The following is a 20143-nucleotide window of genomic DNA, read 5'->3' as shown; positions in this document are numbered from 1 at the left end:
GAATTTTTACAATAACAAATAACAGGCAAAAAACCTCTTTTTTTCCACATTCTGCGGGTTTATAAACAATTTAATTCACTTTTTAGACAACAAATATCTAACTATCAATCAATTACAAATCAACAAAAATAAAAAATGCCCTTTACAAGCAGTAAAGGGCATTTTTTATTTTTATAAGTATTAAGCTATAGAAAACTGATTTTCTTTGTAATATCCGCTTTTTAGTTTGTCTGAAACTTCACTAAAAGCATCCAGCGTACGCTGAACATCCTCCATAGTATGCACAGCAGTTGGGATTAGCCTTAGCTCTATGAGTCCCTTTGGAATAACCGGGTAAACCACAATAGAACAAAATATACCATAGTTTTCGCGCAGGTCCATTGTCAAAGCTGTGGCTTCCAGCAATTCCCCTTTAAGAAAAACAGGTGTAACCATGGTATTGGTAACGCCCAGATCGAAGCCGCGGTCTCTCAGGCCTTTTTGTAAAGTAGTAGCTACGTTCCATAGCTTTTCCCTCAGCTCAGTATTGTTTTTAAGCAATTCCAGCCTTTTTAACAAACCGATAACCATAGGCATGGGTAAAGCTTTTGCGAAAGTCTGGGAACGCATGTTATACCTGAAAAAGTTGGTCATTTCCTCTGTTGAAGCTACAAAAGCACCGATACCGGCCATAGATTTGGCAAAAGTACCAAAATAAACATCTACGCCGTCTATACAGTTCTGCGCCTCATGGGTACCTGCACCTGTTGGGCCCATCGTGCCAAAACCATGTGCATCGTCAATCAGTAAACGGAAATTAAATTCCTTTTTTAAGTCAACCAGTTCTTTTAATTTACCCTGGGCACCCGACATTCCAAAAACACCTTCAGTTATAACCAGGATACCACCCCCGCTTTGTTCAACAAGCTTCGTTGCCCTTTCCAGCTGTTTGCGCGCACTTTCAATATCGTTATGCTTATAAACAAAACGCTTACCCATATGCAGGCGAAGGCCATCTATAATACAGGCATGAGATTCCGCATCGTATACGATCACATCATTTCTGTCTACCAGACTATCTATGATAGAAACCATGCCCTGGTAACCATAGTTCAGCAGAAATGCATCTGGTTTACCCACAAAAGCAGCAAGCTCCTGCTCCAGTTGTTCATGGTACTTGGAGTTACCAGACATCATTCTGGCCCCCATAGGATAAGCCATTCCAAAATCCTTTGCTCCCTGCTCATCAGCTTTTCTTACTTCCGGGTGGTTGGCTAAACCCAAATAATTGTTCAAACTCCACACCAAATGCTCTTTACCACGAAAATTCATATGGGGAGCAATATCGCCTTCTAATTTAGGAAATGAGAAATATCCATGGGACCATTTGTGATGTTGTCCTATCGGACCCATGTGTTTTGCTATCTTTTCAAAAATATCCAATGTTATATGTATTTTAAGTTATTATTCTTTTGCAAAGTTAGGCTTAATCTGCCTGATATACAACAACTAACCATCCTAACAGGCCGTTTTACCTACAGAATACATTGATGCCAAAAAGCCTTAACAGGTATTGTTAAGGCTTTTTATCTTTACTGTAATGTCATATTAATCCACATTATCATGCAGAAAAGAGTTGTTTGGCCGGATTTCAGTAGAGCCATCTTCGTCGTTGCTCAGGGTAAACCTGGACACCTGCGATTCTGATGAATGCTGAACCTGTTGCAATTGCATCTGCTTGCGCTTATATGCAGGCTCATTCTCCAATTCCTGTAAGCCATTGCTGGTACGCAACTTCATACTCAGGTCTTTCAGCCTCAAAATCCTTTCTTTTGATTTTTTCAGCTGATCTTCTATCGATTCATCACTCTTATCATCGTCAGCTCCTGCTTCGATGGTATCTTCTTTTTGCGGAACAGAATCGTTGTTAAATACAACAGCAGGTGTTTCAAACACAAAGTCTGTTTCAGCAACCTTAATCTCAAATTCAAACCCTGAATCCTTCGGCGTTTCATCCATAGGAGCTTCATCTTCTATTAAAGAATGCCTTACGACTACACTTTCCTTAGTGCTTTCTTTAATGTTTTCCGGCTCCTCTGTACCACGGCTTTTGCTCAGGTTAAACAAATCGCCAAACAGGTCAGATTGTTTTGTCTCTTCTTTGGCTTTCAATACCGGTTCTGCTGAAAAAGCAGGGGCCTTAGGCTCAATAAAGGAATTCACAGGTTCTACAGGTCTAACCAAAGGGGCTTCCTCAGGTGTGAGCATAGAAATCTTTTTCACATTCTTCCGCTCTTCGTCGCGCTGCTCCGTAGTCTGGAATCCGGTTGCAATAATGGTTACAGACAATTTATCTTCCAGGCTCTCATCTATACAGTTACCCCAGATCAGGTCAGCCGAAAGGCCTGCTTTGTCCTGAATATAATCTGTAATGATCGTCACCTCGTCCATCGTCACTTCACGTAAACCCGAACTGATATTTAACAGGATATACCTGGCACCCTCAATTTCATTGTCTTTTAACAATGGCGAGGCCAGCGCACCTTCAACAGCATTTAAGGCCCGGTTTTCACCATCACAGGCAAAACTTCCCATGATCGATACACCACTGTCTTTCATCACCGTACGCACATCTTTAAAATCCACGTTGATGTATCCCGGAACAGTAATGATCTCTGCAATGCCCTTTGCGGCAGTAGTCAATATATCATCAGCCTGCGCAAATGCAGAACCCAGGGTAAGGTTACCAAAAATTTCCCTTAACCTGTCGTTAGAAATCACCAGGTAGGAATCCACATATTTCTTCAGTTCGTCCAGACCATCGTTGGCCTGCATTTTACGTCTCTTACCCTCAAAAGCAAAAGGCGTGGTTACGATAGCAACAGTTAAAATATCAAGTTCTTTAGCTGCCTTGGCAATAATCGGGCTGGCTCCTGTTCCGGTTCCGCCCCCCATGCCTGCTGTGATGAACAACATTTTCGTTGTACTTCCAAGCATTTGCTTGATGTCATCAATATTCTCTATAGCCGAATTTTTACCTACTTCAGGTATAGAGCCTGCGCCCATACCCTCGGTTAAACTGGCACCTAACTGTACCTTATTCGGAATAGGACTAAACTCCAGTGCCTGGGCATCCGTATTACAAATAATAAAGTCTACACCAGTAATTCCCTGACGGTACATATGGTTTACCGCATTACCTCCACCGCCACCAACACCAATTACCTTGATGATTGACGACTTATCTTTTAACATTTCGAACTGCATATCTTTATGAATCAGTTATTTAAAAATTCGTTTTTCCTGTTCATCTCGCTATGTAATATTAACACTTTTTTAACAGGCGTTTTCCACAATTGTTAAGAATGTGGAAAAATCACGTATTGTGGAAAAATATTACGGTTTAATATAATCTTCGTCACTCACATTCATGTCGTCTTTGATAAAATCCTTTGTTTTGGCAAGCAATTTATCAAACAATCCACCACCCGAACGCTTGGTTTTTTCTTTCGCCTCTCTTTGTTTTTCCACAAAAACTCCAGGCTGCTTCATTTCTTCGAGCATCTCCTCAGCCTTCTGGATCCCCTTGATCAGCAAACCAACACTTGTCGCATACATCGGGCTTTTCAGGTCGTCATAAACCGTTTTTGCCATATCCTCATATTTAGACAAATGTTCGTTTGGATAACCCACCCGACAGTCTAAACCGGTTACATATTCTACCAGCTGCGAAAGATGCTTCAATAAAGCACCACCTCCGGTGATGACCACTCCGCCAATCAGTTTCTTCTCGTAACCCGACGATTTGATTTCGTAGTACACATGCTCTATGATTTCTTCCATACGGGCCTGGATAACATAAGCAAGGTTCTTCACCGAAATTTCTTTTGGTTCCCTGCCGCGTAAGCCTGGAACACAAATGATCTCATTTTCTTTATTTTCTTCTGCCAGTGCCGATCCGAAACGTGTTTTCAGCAGCTCGGCCTGATTTCTCATCACAGAACATCCTTCCCTGATATCCTCCGTTACGCTATTGCCACCAAAAGGAATAACGGCAGTATGACGGATGATGCCTTCATGAAATATAGCAATATCAGTAGTGCCACCGCCAATATCAACCAATGCAATACCAGCTTCTTTTTCTTCCTCGCTCAACACCGATTCCGAAGAAGCCAAAGGCTCCAGTATCAATTCCTGCGTTTGCAAACCTGCATTGGTTACACACCTCATGATATTTTTCACTGCGGTAACCTGACCTGAAATGATATGGAAATTTGCCTCCAGACGTACACCTGCCATACCGATTGGGTCTTTTACACCAGGTTCATTGTCTATGGTAAATTCCTGTGGCAGCACATGGATGATCTCTTCTCCGGGAGGCATAACCAGCTTGAACATATCATCAATCAGCTTGTCAATATCCTTCTTGCCGATCTCACTGTTCAGCTCGCGGCGTGTCAGGATCCCGCGGTGCTGCAAACTCTTGATATGCTGTCCGGCAATACCCACATTCACCACACGGATCTCAACGTTAGACTGCGAACTTGCCAGCTCCACTGCCTGTGATATCCCTTGTACTGTTTTCTGAATATTAGAAACCACCCCACGGGTAACCCCTGCTGATTCCGCTTTCCCTATTCCTAATACTTCTATTTTCCCATGCTGTGTTCTGCGACCAACGATCACACAGATCTTAGTAGTACCGATGTCTAATCCGACTACTATTGGAGATTGAATGGTAGATTTTTCTTTGCCCATAACTATATCGATTTGTTGAGTTTATTAATTGTTATTCCTGGTATTTGTTTCATTTTTAAGGTCTGTTTCTATCTGGTCACGCACCATAGAATCGACCATTTGTTTGTATTGTTTTGCCGTATCTGCCACACGGTCTTTTATCACTTTTCCCGTCAGCGAATCAATTTTGTTTCTTTCGCACACAATCTGGTTCACATACTTTACATTGATGGTTTTATAAGTATTCCAGCCCACCTTAGGCAAAGCTTTCTTGTAAAAGATCAGCAGGTTTTTCATTTTGGTTTCCAATGAATCTGCCCCACCCAAAACAATCCGCTGGTTACCCACCCTTGGAATCAGTTCTATGTCTTTCTTATCATTCACATACAGCTGCTCTATCTGTGCATTAAAAAAAGTGTCTTTCTTCACATACAAAGCTACTTTGTACAGGTCTTTGGCCATTCGTGTAATCAGCGTGTCCACCCTGCCGCTAAAATGTTCCATAATATTTCCATTGGCGGCAAGCACATTTGCCGTAAAGTTTGGCGATACCGGCATCTTTAGCCCGTTGCTGTCTATATAATAATCCTGGCCGTTCGCATTGATCATCCTTAACACCGGCTCGCGTTGTTTTACCCTGATCTGAATAACACCATTCATATCTGCGTATACTGTTGCATAAGCGATGTATGGATTGGCAATGATGTTCTTTTCGATACGCTGCAAATTAATGGATTCCAGGTGCTGTCCAACCAGATTACCCTGGCTCTGCTTTAAAATCGCATCCACTTCTTCCCGTTCAATAAAGTTATCAGCCCCCGGAATCAGGATCTTCACATTGGTACACACTACGGTTTTCTTTTTTACACTGATAAAACTCATCAGCACAACCGTTCCGGCCAGGCAAACTATCCAGGCAAAACATTTAAAAACCGATCTCCAGTTGATCCTTTTAAGCATGGCTCATAATGGTTTTTAGTGGCTGTATCAATGTATCTATATCACCTGCACCTACTGTTAAAAGTAATTCAGGTTTTTTATTTTTTATCTTTTCCTGCACCAAATCTTTTCCACATATCTCCTTAGCTGTCAGCGTGATCTTATCCAGCAAATACTGGGAATTTATGCCCGGCAAAGGCAGTTCACGCGCCGGATAAATTTCCAGCAGCAATAAATGGTCTGCCGTGCTTAAAACTTTTGCAAAGTCATCTGCAAAATCACGGGTACGCGTAAAAAGGTGCGGCTGAAAGATCACCGTTAACTTCCTGTCCGGATACAATTGCCTTACCGCATCAAAGCAGGCCCTCAATTCTTCCGGATGGTGCGCATAATCGTCAATATAAATATGCTCAGGGGTGTTTACTATATATTCAAACCTTCTTTTAACACCTTTAAAACTGGCTATCGCTGCTTTTATTTTTTCCTGATCAATCCCCAGCTTCAAAGCTATAGCGATGGCGGCCACGGCATTTTCCACATTGTGTTTTCCAGGCAGCATCAGCTGGATATCCCTGATAACCACGTCAGCATCCGAATAGTCAAATACAAATTTCGAACCCTCTACCCTGATGTTCTCCCCTTTGATTGCTGAAGATAAACCGGCACTATAACCGATCCCACCTTTTAAAGGCAAACCTTCCTTCACAAACAAAGTTCCCTCTGGCTTTAACTGCCCTGCAAACATTTTGAATGATTCCTGCAGATGGCCTGCATCACCATAAATATCCAGGTGATCAGCATCCATAGAAGTCACCACAGCGATATCCGGATGAAGCGTAAGGAAAGACCTGTCGTATTCGTCAGCCTCTACCACTACCACATTGTTATTTCCAATGATAAAGTTACTGTTGTAGTTACTGGCAATGCCACCCAGAAATGCGGTGCAGCCATAACCACTGTCAATCAAAACATGCGCTACAATAGAGGAAGTTGTGGTTTTGCCATGCGTACCAGCCACAGCAATACAAAACTGTCCTTTACTGATGATCCCGAGTACCTCCGAACGTTTCTTTAAAACAAAGCCTTCGTTTTTAAAGTAGTTCAGTATCTCTGAATTTTTAGGAATCGCAGGTGTATATACAATCAGGGTATGCGGGTCTTTATCTAAAAAACACACAGGCAGGCTCGCGTCATCATCCAGGTAAGAAATCAGTATACCCTCCTGTTCCAGTGCAACGGTCAGGTTTGTACGCGTTTTGTCGTAGCCACAAACCACTACCCCACGTTTGGCAAAATAGCGGGCAATGGCACTCATGCCAATACCACCGATCCCCACAAAATAAACCCGTTTAATGTGATCCAGTTCCATCAGCTCAGTCCCTCCTTTCCTGCCAGTATCATTACCTGCCTGGCAATCAGGTCATCCGAATCCGGCAGCGCCATTTTCGCGATATTATCGGAATACATTTTACACTTGTCTTTATCGTTCAGCAAAGCCAGTGCTTCCGGAACGAGTGTATCTTCAGCCGAACGGTCTGCAATCAGCAACGCTGCATTTTGCTGTACCAGGGCCATCGCATTTTTGGTCTGGTGGTCTTCTGCCACATTTGGCGAAGGCACCAGGATTACCGGCTTTTTGATCAGGCAAAGTTCTGCTATAGTACCTGCTCCTGCCCTGGAAATGATCAGGTCAGCAGCAGCATAAGCGAGATCCATTTTATTCAAAAATTCGAGGATACGAATGTTCGGGTGGAAATCAAGCCCGAGCCTTTCTACAATATCTTTATAATAAAATTTACCGGTCTGCCATATCAGCTGCACATCGGCATCCAATATTTCCAGAATGTGTTTCTCTATGCTTTTATTCAAAGTACCAGCGCCCAAACTTCCTCCTGTTACCAGAATTGTTTTCTTCAGCGGGTCCAGCTTTAGCAACTCAGCGCCGGCATGGTGTTTATTTAAAATATCAACTACATCCTTCCTAACCGGATTACCGGTTTTAAGGATCTTTGATGCCGGGAAAAACTGTTCCATCCCATCAAAGGCCACGCATATTTTAGCCGCATTTTTACCCAGCCACTTATTGGTCATCCCTGCATAAGAGTTCTGCTCCTGGATCAGGTAAGGTATTTTCTTCATGGATGCAGCAAAGAGTATCGGCCCGGAAGCATAGCCACCAACCCCAACCACTACATCAGGTTTAAAATCAGCGATTAACTGCAGGGCTTTACGCATACTACCCATTAATTTAAATGGCAGACTTAAATTTCTGGTAATAGAGCCTCTTTGTATACCACTGATGTTTAAACCGATAATTTGATATCCGGCAGCAGGAACCTTTTCCATTTCCATTCTGCCTACAGCCCCAACAAATAAAATCTCACAGCCAGGCTCCATACGCTTCAGCGCATTGGCAATGGATATCGCCGGAAATATGTGTCCGCCGGTACCGCCTCCTGAAATAATTATTTTTGTTGGTCTCATTTTCTTTTCTTCAATTTTGCTATCCTTCCCACCTTATCCTAAGCCATTGCCGGGATTTCCCCGACAATTACTTTTTTACTTCCCTTCTCTTCTACATCCCTGCTTACACTTAAAATTATGCCAAAGGCAATACTTGTAAATATCATCGATGTTCCACCCATACTTACCAGTGGCAAAGGCACGCCCGTTACCGGCCCCAGGCCTACTGCTACCGCCATATTTGCAAAAGCCTGTATGGTCAGACTAAAGCTCAACCCGGCCGCCAGCAGGGCGCCAAAGGCTTTGGGACTTTGCGTCACGATCCGCACACAGCGGTATAGCAATACCAGGTACAACACCACTACGGTAAAAGCGCCCAGCAAACCATATTCTTCTACAATGATGGCAAAAATAAAATCGGAATAGGGATGCGGTAAAAAGTTACGCTGGGTACTGTTTCCTGGTCCTTTACCAAATACCCCTCCTGTAGCAAGGGCTATTTTCGACTGATCGGCCTGATAAGTTTTGTCTGAATGCTGTTTTTCGGGATGTAAAAATGAATTCACCCTCGATTTGTAGGTCTCAGCCCTGGGCCCCAAAAACACGATAAAGGTCAACAGTATCGCCCCGCCTGCACAAACCATCCCTATCTGTTTAATGCTGATCCTTCCAATGATCAACAGCAGGATACTCACACCAAAAAGCATCAAGGCAGTAGAAAGGTTCGCCCAGGCAATCAGTACAAACACCACGCATACCGAGCCCATAATCGGTATAAATGCTTTTTTAACGTCTTTGATATTCTCCTGTTTCCTGGTCAGCATCCTGGCCAGAAAAGTGATCAGTGCAATCTTCGCCAAATCGGAAGTTTGAAAGGTCAGCCCGATTACCGGTATTTTAACCCAGCGGGAAGCATCATTAATATTGGCCCCAAAAATCGCAGTATAAAATAAAAGCGGAATGGTAATGATCATCAGTATTTTCGAGATCCCGGCATAGTATTTATAATCCAATAAATGTGCTATATAGATCATTCCGATCCCCATTACCACAAAAATCAAATGCTTGGTCAGCAAAATCTTTTCTACAGTTTTACCGGTCTTATAGGCATAAGTGCCCGTAGCACTATATACGGTAAGTATAGAGATCATGGATAAAAGGATAATGATCAGCCATATCCAGCGATCTCCTTTTGTTTTATCTAATAGCCTGTTTATTGCAATCATATTTACAATTCTTTAACTGCCGCTTTAAACTGGTTACCCCTGTCTTCATAATTCTTGAACAAGTCAAAACTTGCGCAGGCTGGCGACAACAGTACCGTATTTCCTTTTTTAGCCAGGTGATAAGCCACCTGAACTGCCTCATGTGCCGAAAACGTATTTACAATAATTTCCACATCTTCTTCAAAAGCCTCATGAATGCGCTTATTATCCTTACCCAAACACACAATTGCCTTCACCTTTTGCTTCACCAGGTCCTTCAGCATTTCATAGTCATTTCCCTTATCAACACCACCCATAATCAGGATCACGTCCGTGCCCATACTTTCCAGCGCATACCAGGTGGAGTTCACATTGGTCGCTTTCGAATCATTGATGTAGTCCACACCCGATATCTTGGCCACATGTTCCAGCCTATGTTCGATATTTTTGAAATCCCCCATGCTCTCGCGTATGGCCGTATTTCTGATATCTAATACCTTAGCCACTATGCCCGAAGCCATAGAATTGTAGATATTGTGTTTTCCCTGCAGTGCTAGATCTGTAATAGACATGGTTAGTTGATCGTTTAGGTTTATATTTATGTGTATGTTGTTGCCTTCAAGGTATGCTCCGGAATCGATTTTCTTTCTGATCGAAAAAGGATACAGCTTAGCATTCAGTTTAACATTTTTCATTGCTTTCAAAGTTTCTTCATCATCAATGCAATAAATGAAGACTTCTTCAGCGCCCTGGTTCCGGGTAATCCGCATCTTCGATGCAGCATAATTCCCCAGTTTGTAATCGTAGCGGTCCAGATGATCGGGTGTAATATTCAATAAAACTGCTATATCCGCCTTAAAATCATACATGTCATCCAGCATAAAACTGGAGATCTCCAGGACATACCAGTCAAAACTTTCTGTAGCCACCTGTGCGGCAAAGCTATGCCCGATATTGCCCGCCAGCCCCACATTCAGCCCCGCATTTTTCAGAATGTGATAGGTCAGCATGGTGGTTGTGGTCTTGCCGTTCGACCCTGTAATGCAGATCGTTCTGGCATTGGTATACCTTTTTGCAAACTCAATCTCCGATACTACCGGAATTTTCTTTGCCTTTATCGTTTTAATGATTCCGGCTGTATCCGGTATCCCCGGACTCTTGATCACCTCAACAGCCTTTAATATTTCAGTTTCTGTGTGCTGACTTTCCTCAAATGCAATATTCAGCTCCTGCAATTTCTCTTTATACTGGGACGGAATCTTTCCAAAGTCAGACACAAAAACATCAAAACCCTGTTTTTGTGCCAGCATCGCAGCCCCAACACCACTTTCTCCCGCTCCAAGAATTGCTATCCTTCCCTTTTCCATTACCGTAATTTTAAAGTGATGATGGTGATGATGGCCAGCAAGATGCCGATGATCCAGAAACGCGTCACAATCTTAGCCTCGTGATACCCCTTTTTCTGGTAATGGTGGTGTATAGGCGACATCAGGAATATCCGTCTGCCTTCACCGAATTTCTTCTTGGTGTATTTGAAATACGAAACCTGCATGATCACCGACACCAGTTCAATCAGGAATATCCCGCAAAGGATAGGGATCAACAGTTCTTTACGGATCATAATGGCAAAAGCCGCAATAATTCCCCCGATGGCCAGACTTCCGGTATCCCCCATAAAAACCTGTGCGGGATAGGAATTGTACCAGAGAAAACCCACACAAGCCCCCACAAAGGCACCCGCAAAGATCATCAGCTCACCCGAATTAGGAATATACATGATGTTCAGGTAATCGGCAATCACGGTATTACCCGACACATAAGCCAGCAAGCCCAAAGTAATCCCTATGACGGCCGATGTGCCCGTCGCCAGACCATCAATCCCGTCTGTAATATTGGCCCCATTGGAAACCGCTGTAATGATAAAAACTGTAAATGCCAGGAATACCAGAAAGGCATATTTCTCATAACCAGGCCCTAAAAACTTCAGCACCTTGGCATAGTCAAATTCGTTGTTCTTATAAAAAGGCACATTGGTTAAGGTCGATTTTACATCCTGGGTATAGTAAAAACTCTCCCCTTTTTGCCGTAATACCATCGGCGCACTTGCTTTTGAAGCACCCGCTTCGTCAACTGTTTGCCTCACCACAATATTCGGGTGATAATACATCGTCCAGCCAATAATCAAGGCCAGTCCCACCTGCCCGACAATCTTAAACCTTCCGGCCAGGCCTTCTTTATTTTTTTTGAATACTTTGATGTAATCATCTACAAAACCAATCACGCCCATCCATATGGTGGTCACGATCATCAGGATCACATACACGTTGGTCAGGTTTGCGAAAAGTAAGGTTGGGATCAGGATGCCCAGCAAAATGATGATCCCACCCATTGTTGGGGTACCCTGCTTCTGCATCTGTCCTTCCAGCCCAAGATTCCTGACCGTTTCCCCTACCTGTTTCTTCTGCAGGTAATTGATCAGCCTCCTGCCATAAACAGTGGTAATGATCAGGGATAAGATAACGGCCAATGAAGTACGGAAAGTAATATACTGGAACAACCTTAGTCCAGGAAAATCGTAATGCTGATTTAAATATTCAAATAGATAGTATAACATTAGCTGATTAAGTTTAGTTGTTCGGTTAATATTTCCTTATCATCAAAATCATACCTCACCCCATTTATCTCCTGGTATTTTTCATGTCCTTTACCTGCAAGCAATATGATATCGCCTGGCCTGGCCAGATGACAGGCCGTTTTAATGGCTTCCTTCCTGTCCGTTATGCTTAAAGTTTTGCGTTTGTTGGTCGGCGATACGCCCGCTTCCATTTCTGCTATTATGGTCTGCGGATTTTCCGTTCTTGGATTATCGGAGGTAAGGATCACCTTATCACTCCAGTCGCAGGCCACCTGTGCCATAACCGGGCGCTTGGTTTTGTCCCTGTCGCCACCACAACCTATAATCGTAATGACCTGTTCTGTTCCTTTCCTGATGTCCTGTATCGTACTCAACACATTCTGCACCGCATCAGGTGTATGGGCATAGTCTACTATTCCAATGATCTGCTGACTGGAAGTGATATAGTCAAACCGTCCCTCCGCACCGCTCAGGTTACTCAACTGGGTCAGTACATGGAGCTGGTCCTGTCCAAGCAACACCGCTGTGCCGTATGCGGCCAGCAAATTGTAAGCATTAAAAGAACCCACCAGTTTAAAGAAAACATCGGCACCATCTATATCCAGATGCAGGCCATTAAAGCTGTTTTCAATTACTTTGGCTTTAAAATCTGCCAGTTGCTTTAATGCATAGGTCTTTTTAGCTGCTTTTGTGTTCTGCAGCATCACCATACCATTCTTATCATCCAGGTTGGTGAGCGCAAATGCCGAAGCCGGCAGTACATCAAAAAACGCCTTTTTGGCCTTTATATAGTTATCAAAAGTCTTATGAAAATCCAGATGATCGTGCGTAATATTAGAAAAAACACCGCCGGCAAAGTTGAGCCCCTCAATGCGGTGCTGCACCACGGCATGCGAACTCACTTCCATAAAACAATAATCGCAGCCTGCATCCACCATATCCTGCAGCAATGCATTCAAAGCTACCGGGTTAGGGGTAGTATGCGTTGCCGGAACAATCCGGTCATTGATGTGGTTCTCTACTGTCGAGATCAACCCAACTTTATAACCCAGTGTCCTGAACAATTTAAAAAGCAATGTAGCGATGGTGGTCTTGCCATTTGTTCCGGTAATACCTACCAGCTGTAACCTCGAAGAAGGGTTTCCATAAAAATTGGCCGCCATCTTACCCAGGGCCACCGCACTTTGGGGCACTACCACATAAGTTACTTCAGCACTCAGTACCGCTGGCAATACCTCACAAACCACTACTCCTGCCCCAGCCTTCACTGTCGCATCTATATAACCATGTCCGTCAGACAATGTGCCTTTGATCGCAAAAAATACAGCTCCCTCCTTAACCTGGCGCGAATCAAACACCAGGGCACTCAGCTCCCTGTTGGTTGCTCCCACCAGCTCAGTTATCGTTACTCCATATAAAACATCCTGCAGCTGCATCTTATTGTAAATCTATTTGTACCAATAATCCTCTTCCTATTTTATTTCCTGCGGGGATAGACTGGCTGATCACCCTGCCACTTCCCCTCACTTTTGTTTTCAAGCCTGCATTCCCCAAAAGGTACAATGCATCCTTTAAGCCCATGCCGTTCACATTTGGCATCACCCCTTTTACCGAACTGTGCTCTTCATAGCTTACCCCATTGTTCGTATCTATGCTATTGAAATAATCCGATTTGGCGGCATAAAGCGCCTTTACCCCCAAAGCCTTGTACACCGCCTTTACAGCCTTGCTTTCACCCGCTTTGGCTTCCGGATTGGTGGTATTTCCTGCCAGATGCTCCGGAATGTTGTTGTACATTTCCATATCACTGGCATAAATGCGGTCCGCAATCTCTTTAAAAACCGGACCGGCAACTGTAGCGCCATAATAGCCATTCTTAGGCCCGTTAATGGATACCATAATGGAGTATTTCGGTTTATCTGCCGGAAAATACCCGCAGAAAGAAGCCTGATAGCTCCTTTTGCCTTTATAGCCCCTGTTACCATCCGCTACCTGGGCAGTACCTGTTTTGCCGGCAACCCTGTACAATGGAGAGCCCATCAGTTTACCCGTACCTTTGGTTACCACCGCCTCCAGCATGGCCTGTAGTTTTTTGAGCGTTTTTTCCGAACAGATCTGCTCCGAAATCACCCTGGCCTGAAACTGTTCTATCGGATTGCCCAAACGCCTGATCTCTTTTACAAAAATTGGCGCGATATACTTTCCATCATTCGCCACAGCATTGTAAAAGGCCAGCATCTGTAAGGGCGTGATCTGCATCTCATAGCCATAAGCCATCTGCGGCAGGGTCATGTTTTTGTTCCAGTCTTTAAATTTCGGATTTTTAATAACCGGCCTCGTCTCACCAGGTATTTGCAAACCCAGCCTTTCATTCATATGAATATCATACAGATGATCCGTAAACTGTGAAGGATTGTCCTGATAGTGCTGATTTACCAGCTTGGCAACCGCCGTATTGGCCGATTGCTCAAAAGCCTTCATTACCGTAACGGTTCCTATACCTCCATGCGAGTCTTTAATGGTATGGCTGGGAATCCGGTATGTTCCGTCACCCGTAGCCACCATCGTATTTGTATCAATTTTCTTATCTTCCAGCAAAGCCATATAGGAAGCCAGCTTAAAGGTCGAACCCGGATCCTGACTGCCGCCTATCGCATAGTTAAACTTCTCTTCATACACCCCTTTACTCACCCTGCTGTAATTTGCTACAGCACGCACCTCACCCGTTTTCACCTCCATCAAAATCACGGTACCATGATCTGCATCGCTCAGGATCAGCTGACGCTCCAGCGCACTCTGCGCCAAATCCTGCATATTGATGTCAATGGTCGAAATGATATCCGCACCTTCCCTGGGCGCCACCTCAGCTTCATCGTTCACTGGCATCCAAACTCCACCCGCAATGCGTTGCACCAGCCTTTTACCACTTTCTCCATTGATGTAATTACCAAATGCACCTTCTAAACCAACACCATTGGGCACATTTTCATTTTTGTAGCCAATCGTCCTCGCAGCCAGAAATTTAAAAGGCCTAATCCGTTTGTTCTGTTGCACTGCAATCAATCCCCCGGTATACTTTCCAATATTGTACAACGGAAAAGTCCGTATTGTTTTCAGCTCCTGGTAACCCACTTTACGTTTGATCAGCAGGTAACGGGCACTATCCCTTCTTGCCGAACGCAGGTAACGCGAATATTCTTTAGGTGTCTTATCTTTAAAGAATTGCGAAAGCCTGTAGGCCAGTGAATCTACTTTCTCATTAAAAACCTCATCATCCTGTATCCCACCGGCAAACATATCCATCCGCAATTCATATTCCGGAATAGATGTAGCCAGTAAACTGCCGTCTACCGAATATATATTACCACGTGCAGCTTCAACATTGATATACTTTGTAGAGAGACTATCGGCCATGGCACGCCATTTATGTCCCTCCACAAATTGTACATCGAATAGCCTGATCAGTACTGCCACGGCAAACAGCACAATCAGCCCGAAAGCCAGATAAACACGCAATAATATGTTGTCCCTAATATTCATTACTGTTTATTACAATTTTTTTTGGTGGCTCAGTTAATTCTTTAATTCCCAAAGTATCTACCTTTTTAGCTACCTCGGTCAGTTTACTCTTAAACATTAAATCCGCTTTAAGCGACTTATACTCCCAGCTCAGCTCTTTTACCTCTTTATTTAACTTATCTATATTCCTAACGTTCTTAACCGCCATATGGCTGTTCGCGATGTACAGCATACACAATACCGACAGGAAAATCAAAAACGGCAGCATCTCCGTTGCTGCTTCCTTACTCACCACACCTTCAGTAAACAACTTCCTGAAAAAAGCATTGCTATTTTCAGGCTCCTTCTTTTTTAGCCTCGGCTGCTCCTCAAGCACTTCCTCTTCCAGCTCAGGCTCCTCTTCTACCCTTGTTCTAAACTGGTTATTCATAACTTCTCCCCCACTCTTAATTTTGCACTCCTTGCCCTGCTGTTCCGCTCCAGCTCCGCCGCATCAGCAACAATCGCTTTCCTGGTTACCGCCATAAAAGGCTTCTGCTCATTGCCAAAAAAATCTTTCTCTACTTCCCCCCTGAATTTCCCTTTCGCAATAAAATTTTTTACCGGCCTGTCCTCCAGTGAATGATAAGACATCACCACCAAGCGCCCGCCCGGCTTAATCACCTCAGCGGTCTGGCTCAGAAAATCCTCCAGCACCTGCATTTCAGCATTCACTTCAATCCGCAGCGCCTGAAAAACCTGCGCCATATATTTATGCTCTTTTCCTTTCGGGATATGCGCCGCCGCCACTGCCTTAAAATCTGCAAGCGTCAAAACCGGACGATCAAGCCTGCCCGTAACCACAGCCTTTGCCAGCGACTTCGCATTTTTCACCTCCCCGTATATGCCGAAAATTTTATGCAGCTGATCTTCAGTATAGGTATTCAGCACATCCGCAGCAGTCAGCTTACCCTGCTTATCCATCCGCATGTCCAGCGCCGCATCAAACCTGGTTGAAAACCCACGCTCAGGTTCATTAAACTGATGTGAGGAAACACCCAGATCAGCCAGAATACCATCTACAGACTTATACCCCAGCAAACGCAGGTTATTTTTCAGATAGGCAAAATTCTGATCCACAAAATGGAAACGCGGGTCATCAATTTTATTTCTTTGCGCATCCGGGTCCTGATCAAAGGCAATCAGCACACCATCCTTACCTAAATTTCTAAGTATCTCACGGGAGTGCCCGCCACCACCAAAAGTCACGTCTACATATACACCATCAGGCTTAATATTCAAACCATCAATACACGCTTTCAACAGCACAGGAACATGATAATTATTTTCCATCTTCCCCCCTGTTTTTATTTCCCATTACCTCCTGAGCAAGAAAAGCAAAATTCTCCGGCTCCTTATCAAACAACGCTTCGTAAGCTTTTTTAGACCAAACCTCAACCTTATCAAACTGACAAGCCAGCACCAGATCATCACTGATCTCGATACCGGCCGACTCCAATAAGGACTTCGGTAAATTCACCCTTCCGGTAGCATCCAAAGCCAGATGCGTCGCACCGCGGGTAAAATATCTGATAAACTCTCTTGTTTTTGGCTCGTACTGATTCAGCTTACTCAACTCTTCCACTATCCCTTCCCACACTTTTTTAGGATAAATCACCAGATGCTTCTCAAAACCCCGGTTAATCACAAGTCCCTCAGTCTCAACATTAGGCAATTGTTTCTTCAGATTCGAAGGGACCATAAGGCGGCCTTTCGCATCCAATTTACAATCAAATTCTCCTAACAGCTGAATCATTTTTATAGGTACACTTTTTATGTAGTGTAAAAATAGATATTTCTACCACTTTTTACCACATTCTACCACAAAAAATTATCAACATATTTCATACCAGTATTTTTCTGCCCTAACACCATCAAAAACGCAGAAAATCTGGTGGTAAACAAAAACAGGCGTTTCGTAAAAACGAAACGCCTGTCCTAAAAATTATTTTTTTTCTTAGTCATTAATCGCCTTAACACCAGGCAACTCCTTCCCTTCCATGTACTCCAGCAGGGCACCTCCACCTGTAGAAACATAGCTTACTTTATCTTCCAGGTTGAACTTGGCTATCGCCGCAGCAGAATCGCCCCCGCCAATCAGCGAAAAAGCACCATTATTTTGTGTAGCAGCTACCACCGCTTCAGCAACGGCACGTGTTCCCTGTTCAAAATTGGCCATCTCAAAAACACCCATAGGACCATTCCACAATAAGGTCTTCGAATTTGCTATAACATCTGAGAACAATTTTACCGTTTTCGGACCAATATCCAGTCCCATCCAGTTCGCCGGAATTTCACCCGTATCCACCGTACCTTTACTGGCCTCGTTGTCAAACTTATCTGCAATCACGGTATCTAAAGGCAAATATAGGTTCACACCCTTTGCTTTTGCTTTCTCCATCAGTTCCAGGCACAAAGCCATCCGGTCTTCTTCCAGCAAGGAAGTGCCAATCTCTCCACCCTGCGCTTTGGCAAATGTATAAGCCATACCACCGCCAATAATCAGGTTGTCCACTTTCTCCAGCAAACTCTCAATCAGCAGAATCTTATCCGACACCTTCGCCCCACCCATAATGGCAGTAAAAGGCTTATCCGCACCATGATTTACTTTCTCTGCATTTTTCAGCTCTTCAGCCATCAGGTAACCAAAATATTTGTTGTCCGGGAAGAACTCCGCAATGATCGCTGTGGAAGCATGCGCCCGGTGTGCCGTACCAAAAGCATCGTTCACATATACATTTCCCAGTTTAGACAATTTTTCCGCGAAGCCTTTGTCACCCTTCTCTTCTTCTTTATAAAAACGCAGGTTTTCCAGCAATAAAACCTGTCCAGGCATCAGGTTCTTTGCCTTTCCCACCGCTTCGGCACCAATACAATCATTGGCAAATTTCACTTCCAGGTCAAGCATTCTCGACAGGTCGCCTAAAATGTGCTTTAACGAATATTTATCTTCAGGACCTCCTTTCGGCCGCCCAAGGTGCGACATCAGGACCACTGCCCCGCCGTCGTTCAATATCTTATTAATAGTAGGCAATGCAGCACGCATCCTTTTATCATCGGTAATGTTAAAGTCTGCATCCAGGGGCACATTAAAATCTACCCTGATTAAAGCTTTCTTATCTTTGAAATTGCATTGATCTATTGTTTTCATTCTTTTTTGTTTTATGCTAATGGTTTGGTTGTGTGATTACAGATGTTCAATGACGCTGATCATTTTAAAATGCGGCCCTATGCCCGGCACTTCAAATTCCTCCGAAATGACTTCAAAATTCAGCTTTTTATAAAACTGAACGGCAGCACTTCGTGCATCGCACCAAATATAAGAAGCATTAACAGATCTCAGCTCATTAATTGCAAATTTTATCAGCTCAGCGCCATAGCCCCTGCCTGAAAATTCCGGATCAGTAGCCATACCACGCAGCCGGAAACCACCTGCTCCCCGCCCGGGGTAGTCCTCCGGAAAAAAAGTTGCGACAGATACCACCCCACCTTCAGCAATATAGCCCAGGTGAAAGCAGCCCGCAATTTCATCTGCAGGGAACACACACTGATCCAGAGGCGCTCCTTTTCTAAGCACCAGGCTTCTCAAAGGAAGCACTTCTGCTGCACTGATGTATTTAACCATGATGTCTGCTTATTTTTTCTACCAGGTCTGCCAGTCTCGATGAATAGCCCGATTCGTTGTCGTACCAGCCAACTACCTTTACCAGGTCGCCAACTATAGAGGTCAGCTGCGCGTCAAATATACAGGAATGTGGATTGTCCAGGATATCCACCGAAACAATCGGGTCTTCCGTATAACTCACAATTCCCTTCATCTCATTTTCCGCAGCCTGTTTAAATACCGCATTGATCTCTTCTTTGGTCGTTTGCGCTTTCAGGATACAGGTAAAGTCTGTCAGCGAACCATTCAACACCGGAACCCTGATCCCGGCCCCGCCAAGCTTTCCTTCCAGTTGCGGAAAAATATTGGTAATCGCCTTGGCCGCACCTGTACTGGTAGGTATAATAGACGCTGAAGCTGCCCTTGCCCTCCTCAAATCCTTATGGGGTGAATCGTGCAGGTTCTGGTCGCCGGTCATGGAATGGATGGTAGTGATATAACCATCCAGAATTCCCCAGTTGTCATCCAGTATCTTTACCATCGGTGCCACATTATTCGTCGTACACGAAGCGTTCGACAATACGGGCGCAGTCAAATCTATTTCCTCGTCGTTTACACCCAGCACAACCATCGGCACATCCTTATCCGCAGATGGGGCCGAAATCAGCACCTGCTTTGCACCAGCTTTTAAATGAAGTTCCGCTCCTGCCCTGCTGGTAAAGCGTCCTGTAGATTCCAGCACCAGGTCAATCCCCAGCGCTGCCCATGGCAGTTCCTCCGGTCGGGCCTGGTTATATACCAGGATTTCTTTTCCATTAACGATCAATGCATCAGCTGTATGGCTCAGTTCTCCTTTAAAACCACGATGAACCGTATCGTACTTAAAAAGGTGCGCCAGGGTAGCCGGATCCCCAAGGTCATTTATAGCTACCACATTGATGTTTTTTTCAATCGCAGTCCGCAAAAAAATACGGCCTATTCTTCCAAAACCATTAATCGCTAATTTCATTTTGCTCATTCTAA

General features: G+C 44.1%; 17 protein-coding genes. All 17 read right to left on the bottom strand.

The genetic code is table 11. From position 1 onward, the window contains the following. Window positions 1–180: 180 nt before the first annotated feature. Entirely contained in the window at window positions 181–1422 is a 1242-nt protein-coding gene (locus ABIE26_RS16560) for an aminotransferase class I/II-fold pyridoxal phosphate-dependent enzyme (RefSeq protein WP_084237217.1), read from the bottom strand. A gap of 165 nt (window positions 1423–1587) precedes the next feature. Next, complete coding sequence (ftsZ, locus tag ABIE26_RS16555) at window positions 1588–3246, bottom strand: cell division protein FtsZ (RefSeq protein WP_310143788.1); 1659 nt, start codon at window positions 3244–3246, stop codon at window positions 1588–1590. A 129-nt stretch (window positions 3247–3375) separates the two neighbouring features. Then, window positions 3376–4737 (bottom strand): cell division protein FtsA, encoded by a 1362-nt coding sequence (ftsA, locus tag ABIE26_RS16550; protein ID WP_310143785.1) that lies wholly within the window; start codon window positions 4735–4737, stop codon window positions 3376–3378. 24 nt (window positions 4738–4761) lie between these two features. Next, window positions 4762–5676, bottom strand: a complete 915-nt coding sequence (locus tag ABIE26_RS16545; RefSeq protein ID WP_310143783.1) for a cell division protein FtsQ/DivIB — start codon at window positions 5674–5676, stop codon at window positions 4762–4764. Further along, window positions 5669–7024, bottom strand: a complete 1356-nt coding sequence (gene murC, locus ABIE26_RS16540) for a UDP-N-acetylmuramate--L-alanine ligase (RefSeq protein ID WP_310143781.1) — start codon at window positions 7022–7024, stop codon at window positions 5669–5671. Before murC ends, ABIE26_RS16545 begins: the two co-directional genes overlap by 8 nt. Next, window positions 7024–8139: an undecaprenyldiphospho-muramoylpentapeptide beta-N-acetylglucosaminyltransferase gene (gene murG / locus ABIE26_RS16535; protein WP_310143780.1), complete on the bottom strand. Its 1116-nt coding sequence runs from the start codon at window positions 8137–8139 to the stop codon at window positions 7024–7026. Before murG ends, murC begins: the two co-directional genes overlap by 1 nt. A 38-nt stretch (window positions 8140–8177) precedes the next feature. Next, the gene (locus ABIE26_RS16530; protein ID WP_310143778.1) at window positions 8178–9344 is read right to left on the bottom strand and encodes an FtsW/RodA/SpoVE family cell cycle protein; all 1167 of its coding nucleotides are present in this window, start codon (window positions 9342–9344) and stop codon (window positions 8178–8180) included. A 2-nt stretch (window positions 9345–9346) separates the two neighbouring features. Beyond that, window positions 9347–10690 (bottom strand): UDP-N-acetylmuramoyl-L-alanine--D-glutamate ligase, encoded by a 1344-nt coding sequence (gene murD, locus ABIE26_RS16525; protein ID WP_310143776.1) that lies wholly within the window; start codon window positions 10688–10690, stop codon window positions 9347–9349. Then, on the bottom strand, window positions 10690–11937 hold the full coding sequence (gene mraY / locus ABIE26_RS16520; protein ID WP_310143773.1) for a phospho-N-acetylmuramoyl-pentapeptide-transferase: 1248 nt from the start codon (window positions 11935–11937) through the stop codon (window positions 10690–10692). Before mraY ends, murD begins: the two co-directional genes overlap by 1 nt. Then, window positions 11937–13394 (bottom strand): UDP-N-acetylmuramoyl-L-alanyl-D-glutamate--2,6-diaminopimelate ligase, encoded by a 1458-nt coding sequence (locus ABIE26_RS16515; protein ID WP_310143770.1) that lies wholly within the window; start codon window positions 13392–13394, stop codon window positions 11937–11939. The genes mraY and ABIE26_RS16515 overlap by 1 nt, the downstream gene beginning before the upstream one ends. 1 nt (window position 13395) lies before the next feature. Beyond that, window positions 13396–15498 carry a penicillin-binding protein gene (locus tag ABIE26_RS16510; protein WP_310143768.1) on the bottom strand — a complete coding sequence of 701 codons (2103 nt, stop codon included), beginning with the start codon at window positions 15496–15498 and terminating at the stop codon, window positions 13396–13398. Beyond that, window positions 15488–15907 (bottom strand): FtsL-like putative cell division protein, encoded by a 420-nt coding sequence (locus ABIE26_RS16505; RefSeq protein WP_310143766.1) that lies wholly within the window; start codon window positions 15905–15907, stop codon window positions 15488–15490. The genes ABIE26_RS16510 and ABIE26_RS16505 overlap by 11 nt, the downstream gene beginning before the upstream one ends. Beyond that, entirely contained in the window at window positions 15904–16809 is a 906-nt protein-coding gene (gene rsmH, locus ABIE26_RS16500) for a 16S rRNA (cytosine(1402)-N(4))-methyltransferase RsmH (protein WP_310143765.1), read from the bottom strand. Before rsmH ends, ABIE26_RS16505 begins: the two co-directional genes overlap by 4 nt. Then, the gene (gene mraZ / locus ABIE26_RS16495; RefSeq protein ID WP_310143764.1) at window positions 16799–17272 is read right to left on the bottom strand and encodes a division/cell wall cluster transcriptional repressor MraZ; all 474 of its coding nucleotides are present in this window, start codon (window positions 17270–17272) and stop codon (window positions 16799–16801) included. Before mraZ ends, rsmH begins: the two co-directional genes overlap by 11 nt. 201 nt (window positions 17273–17473) lie before the next feature. After that, complete coding sequence (locus ABIE26_RS16490; protein ID WP_310143762.1) at window positions 17474–18667, bottom strand: phosphoglycerate kinase; 1194 nt, start codon at window positions 18665–18667, stop codon at window positions 17474–17476. Window positions 18668–18703: 36 nt separating this feature from the next. Further along, window positions 18704–19141, bottom strand: coding sequence for a GNAT family N-acetyltransferase (locus tag ABIE26_RS16485; protein ID WP_310143761.1), 438 nt, complete (start codon window positions 19139–19141; stop codon window positions 18704–18706). Further along, complete coding sequence (gap, locus tag ABIE26_RS16480) at window positions 19134–20129, bottom strand: type I glyceraldehyde-3-phosphate dehydrogenase (protein WP_310143760.1); 996 nt, start codon at window positions 20127–20129, stop codon at window positions 19134–19136. Before gap ends, ABIE26_RS16485 begins: the two co-directional genes overlap by 8 nt. Window positions 20130–20143 lie beyond the last annotated feature (14 nt).

The sequence above is a fragment of the Pedobacter africanus genome (genome assembly GCF_040548825.1).
In the GTDB taxonomy this organism is placed as follows: domain Bacteria; phylum Bacteroidota; class Bacteroidia; order Sphingobacteriales; family Sphingobacteriaceae; genus Pedobacter; species Pedobacter africanus_A.
Note: the sequence above shows the minus strand (reverse complement) of the source record. Positions and strands in the feature narration are given on the sequence as shown.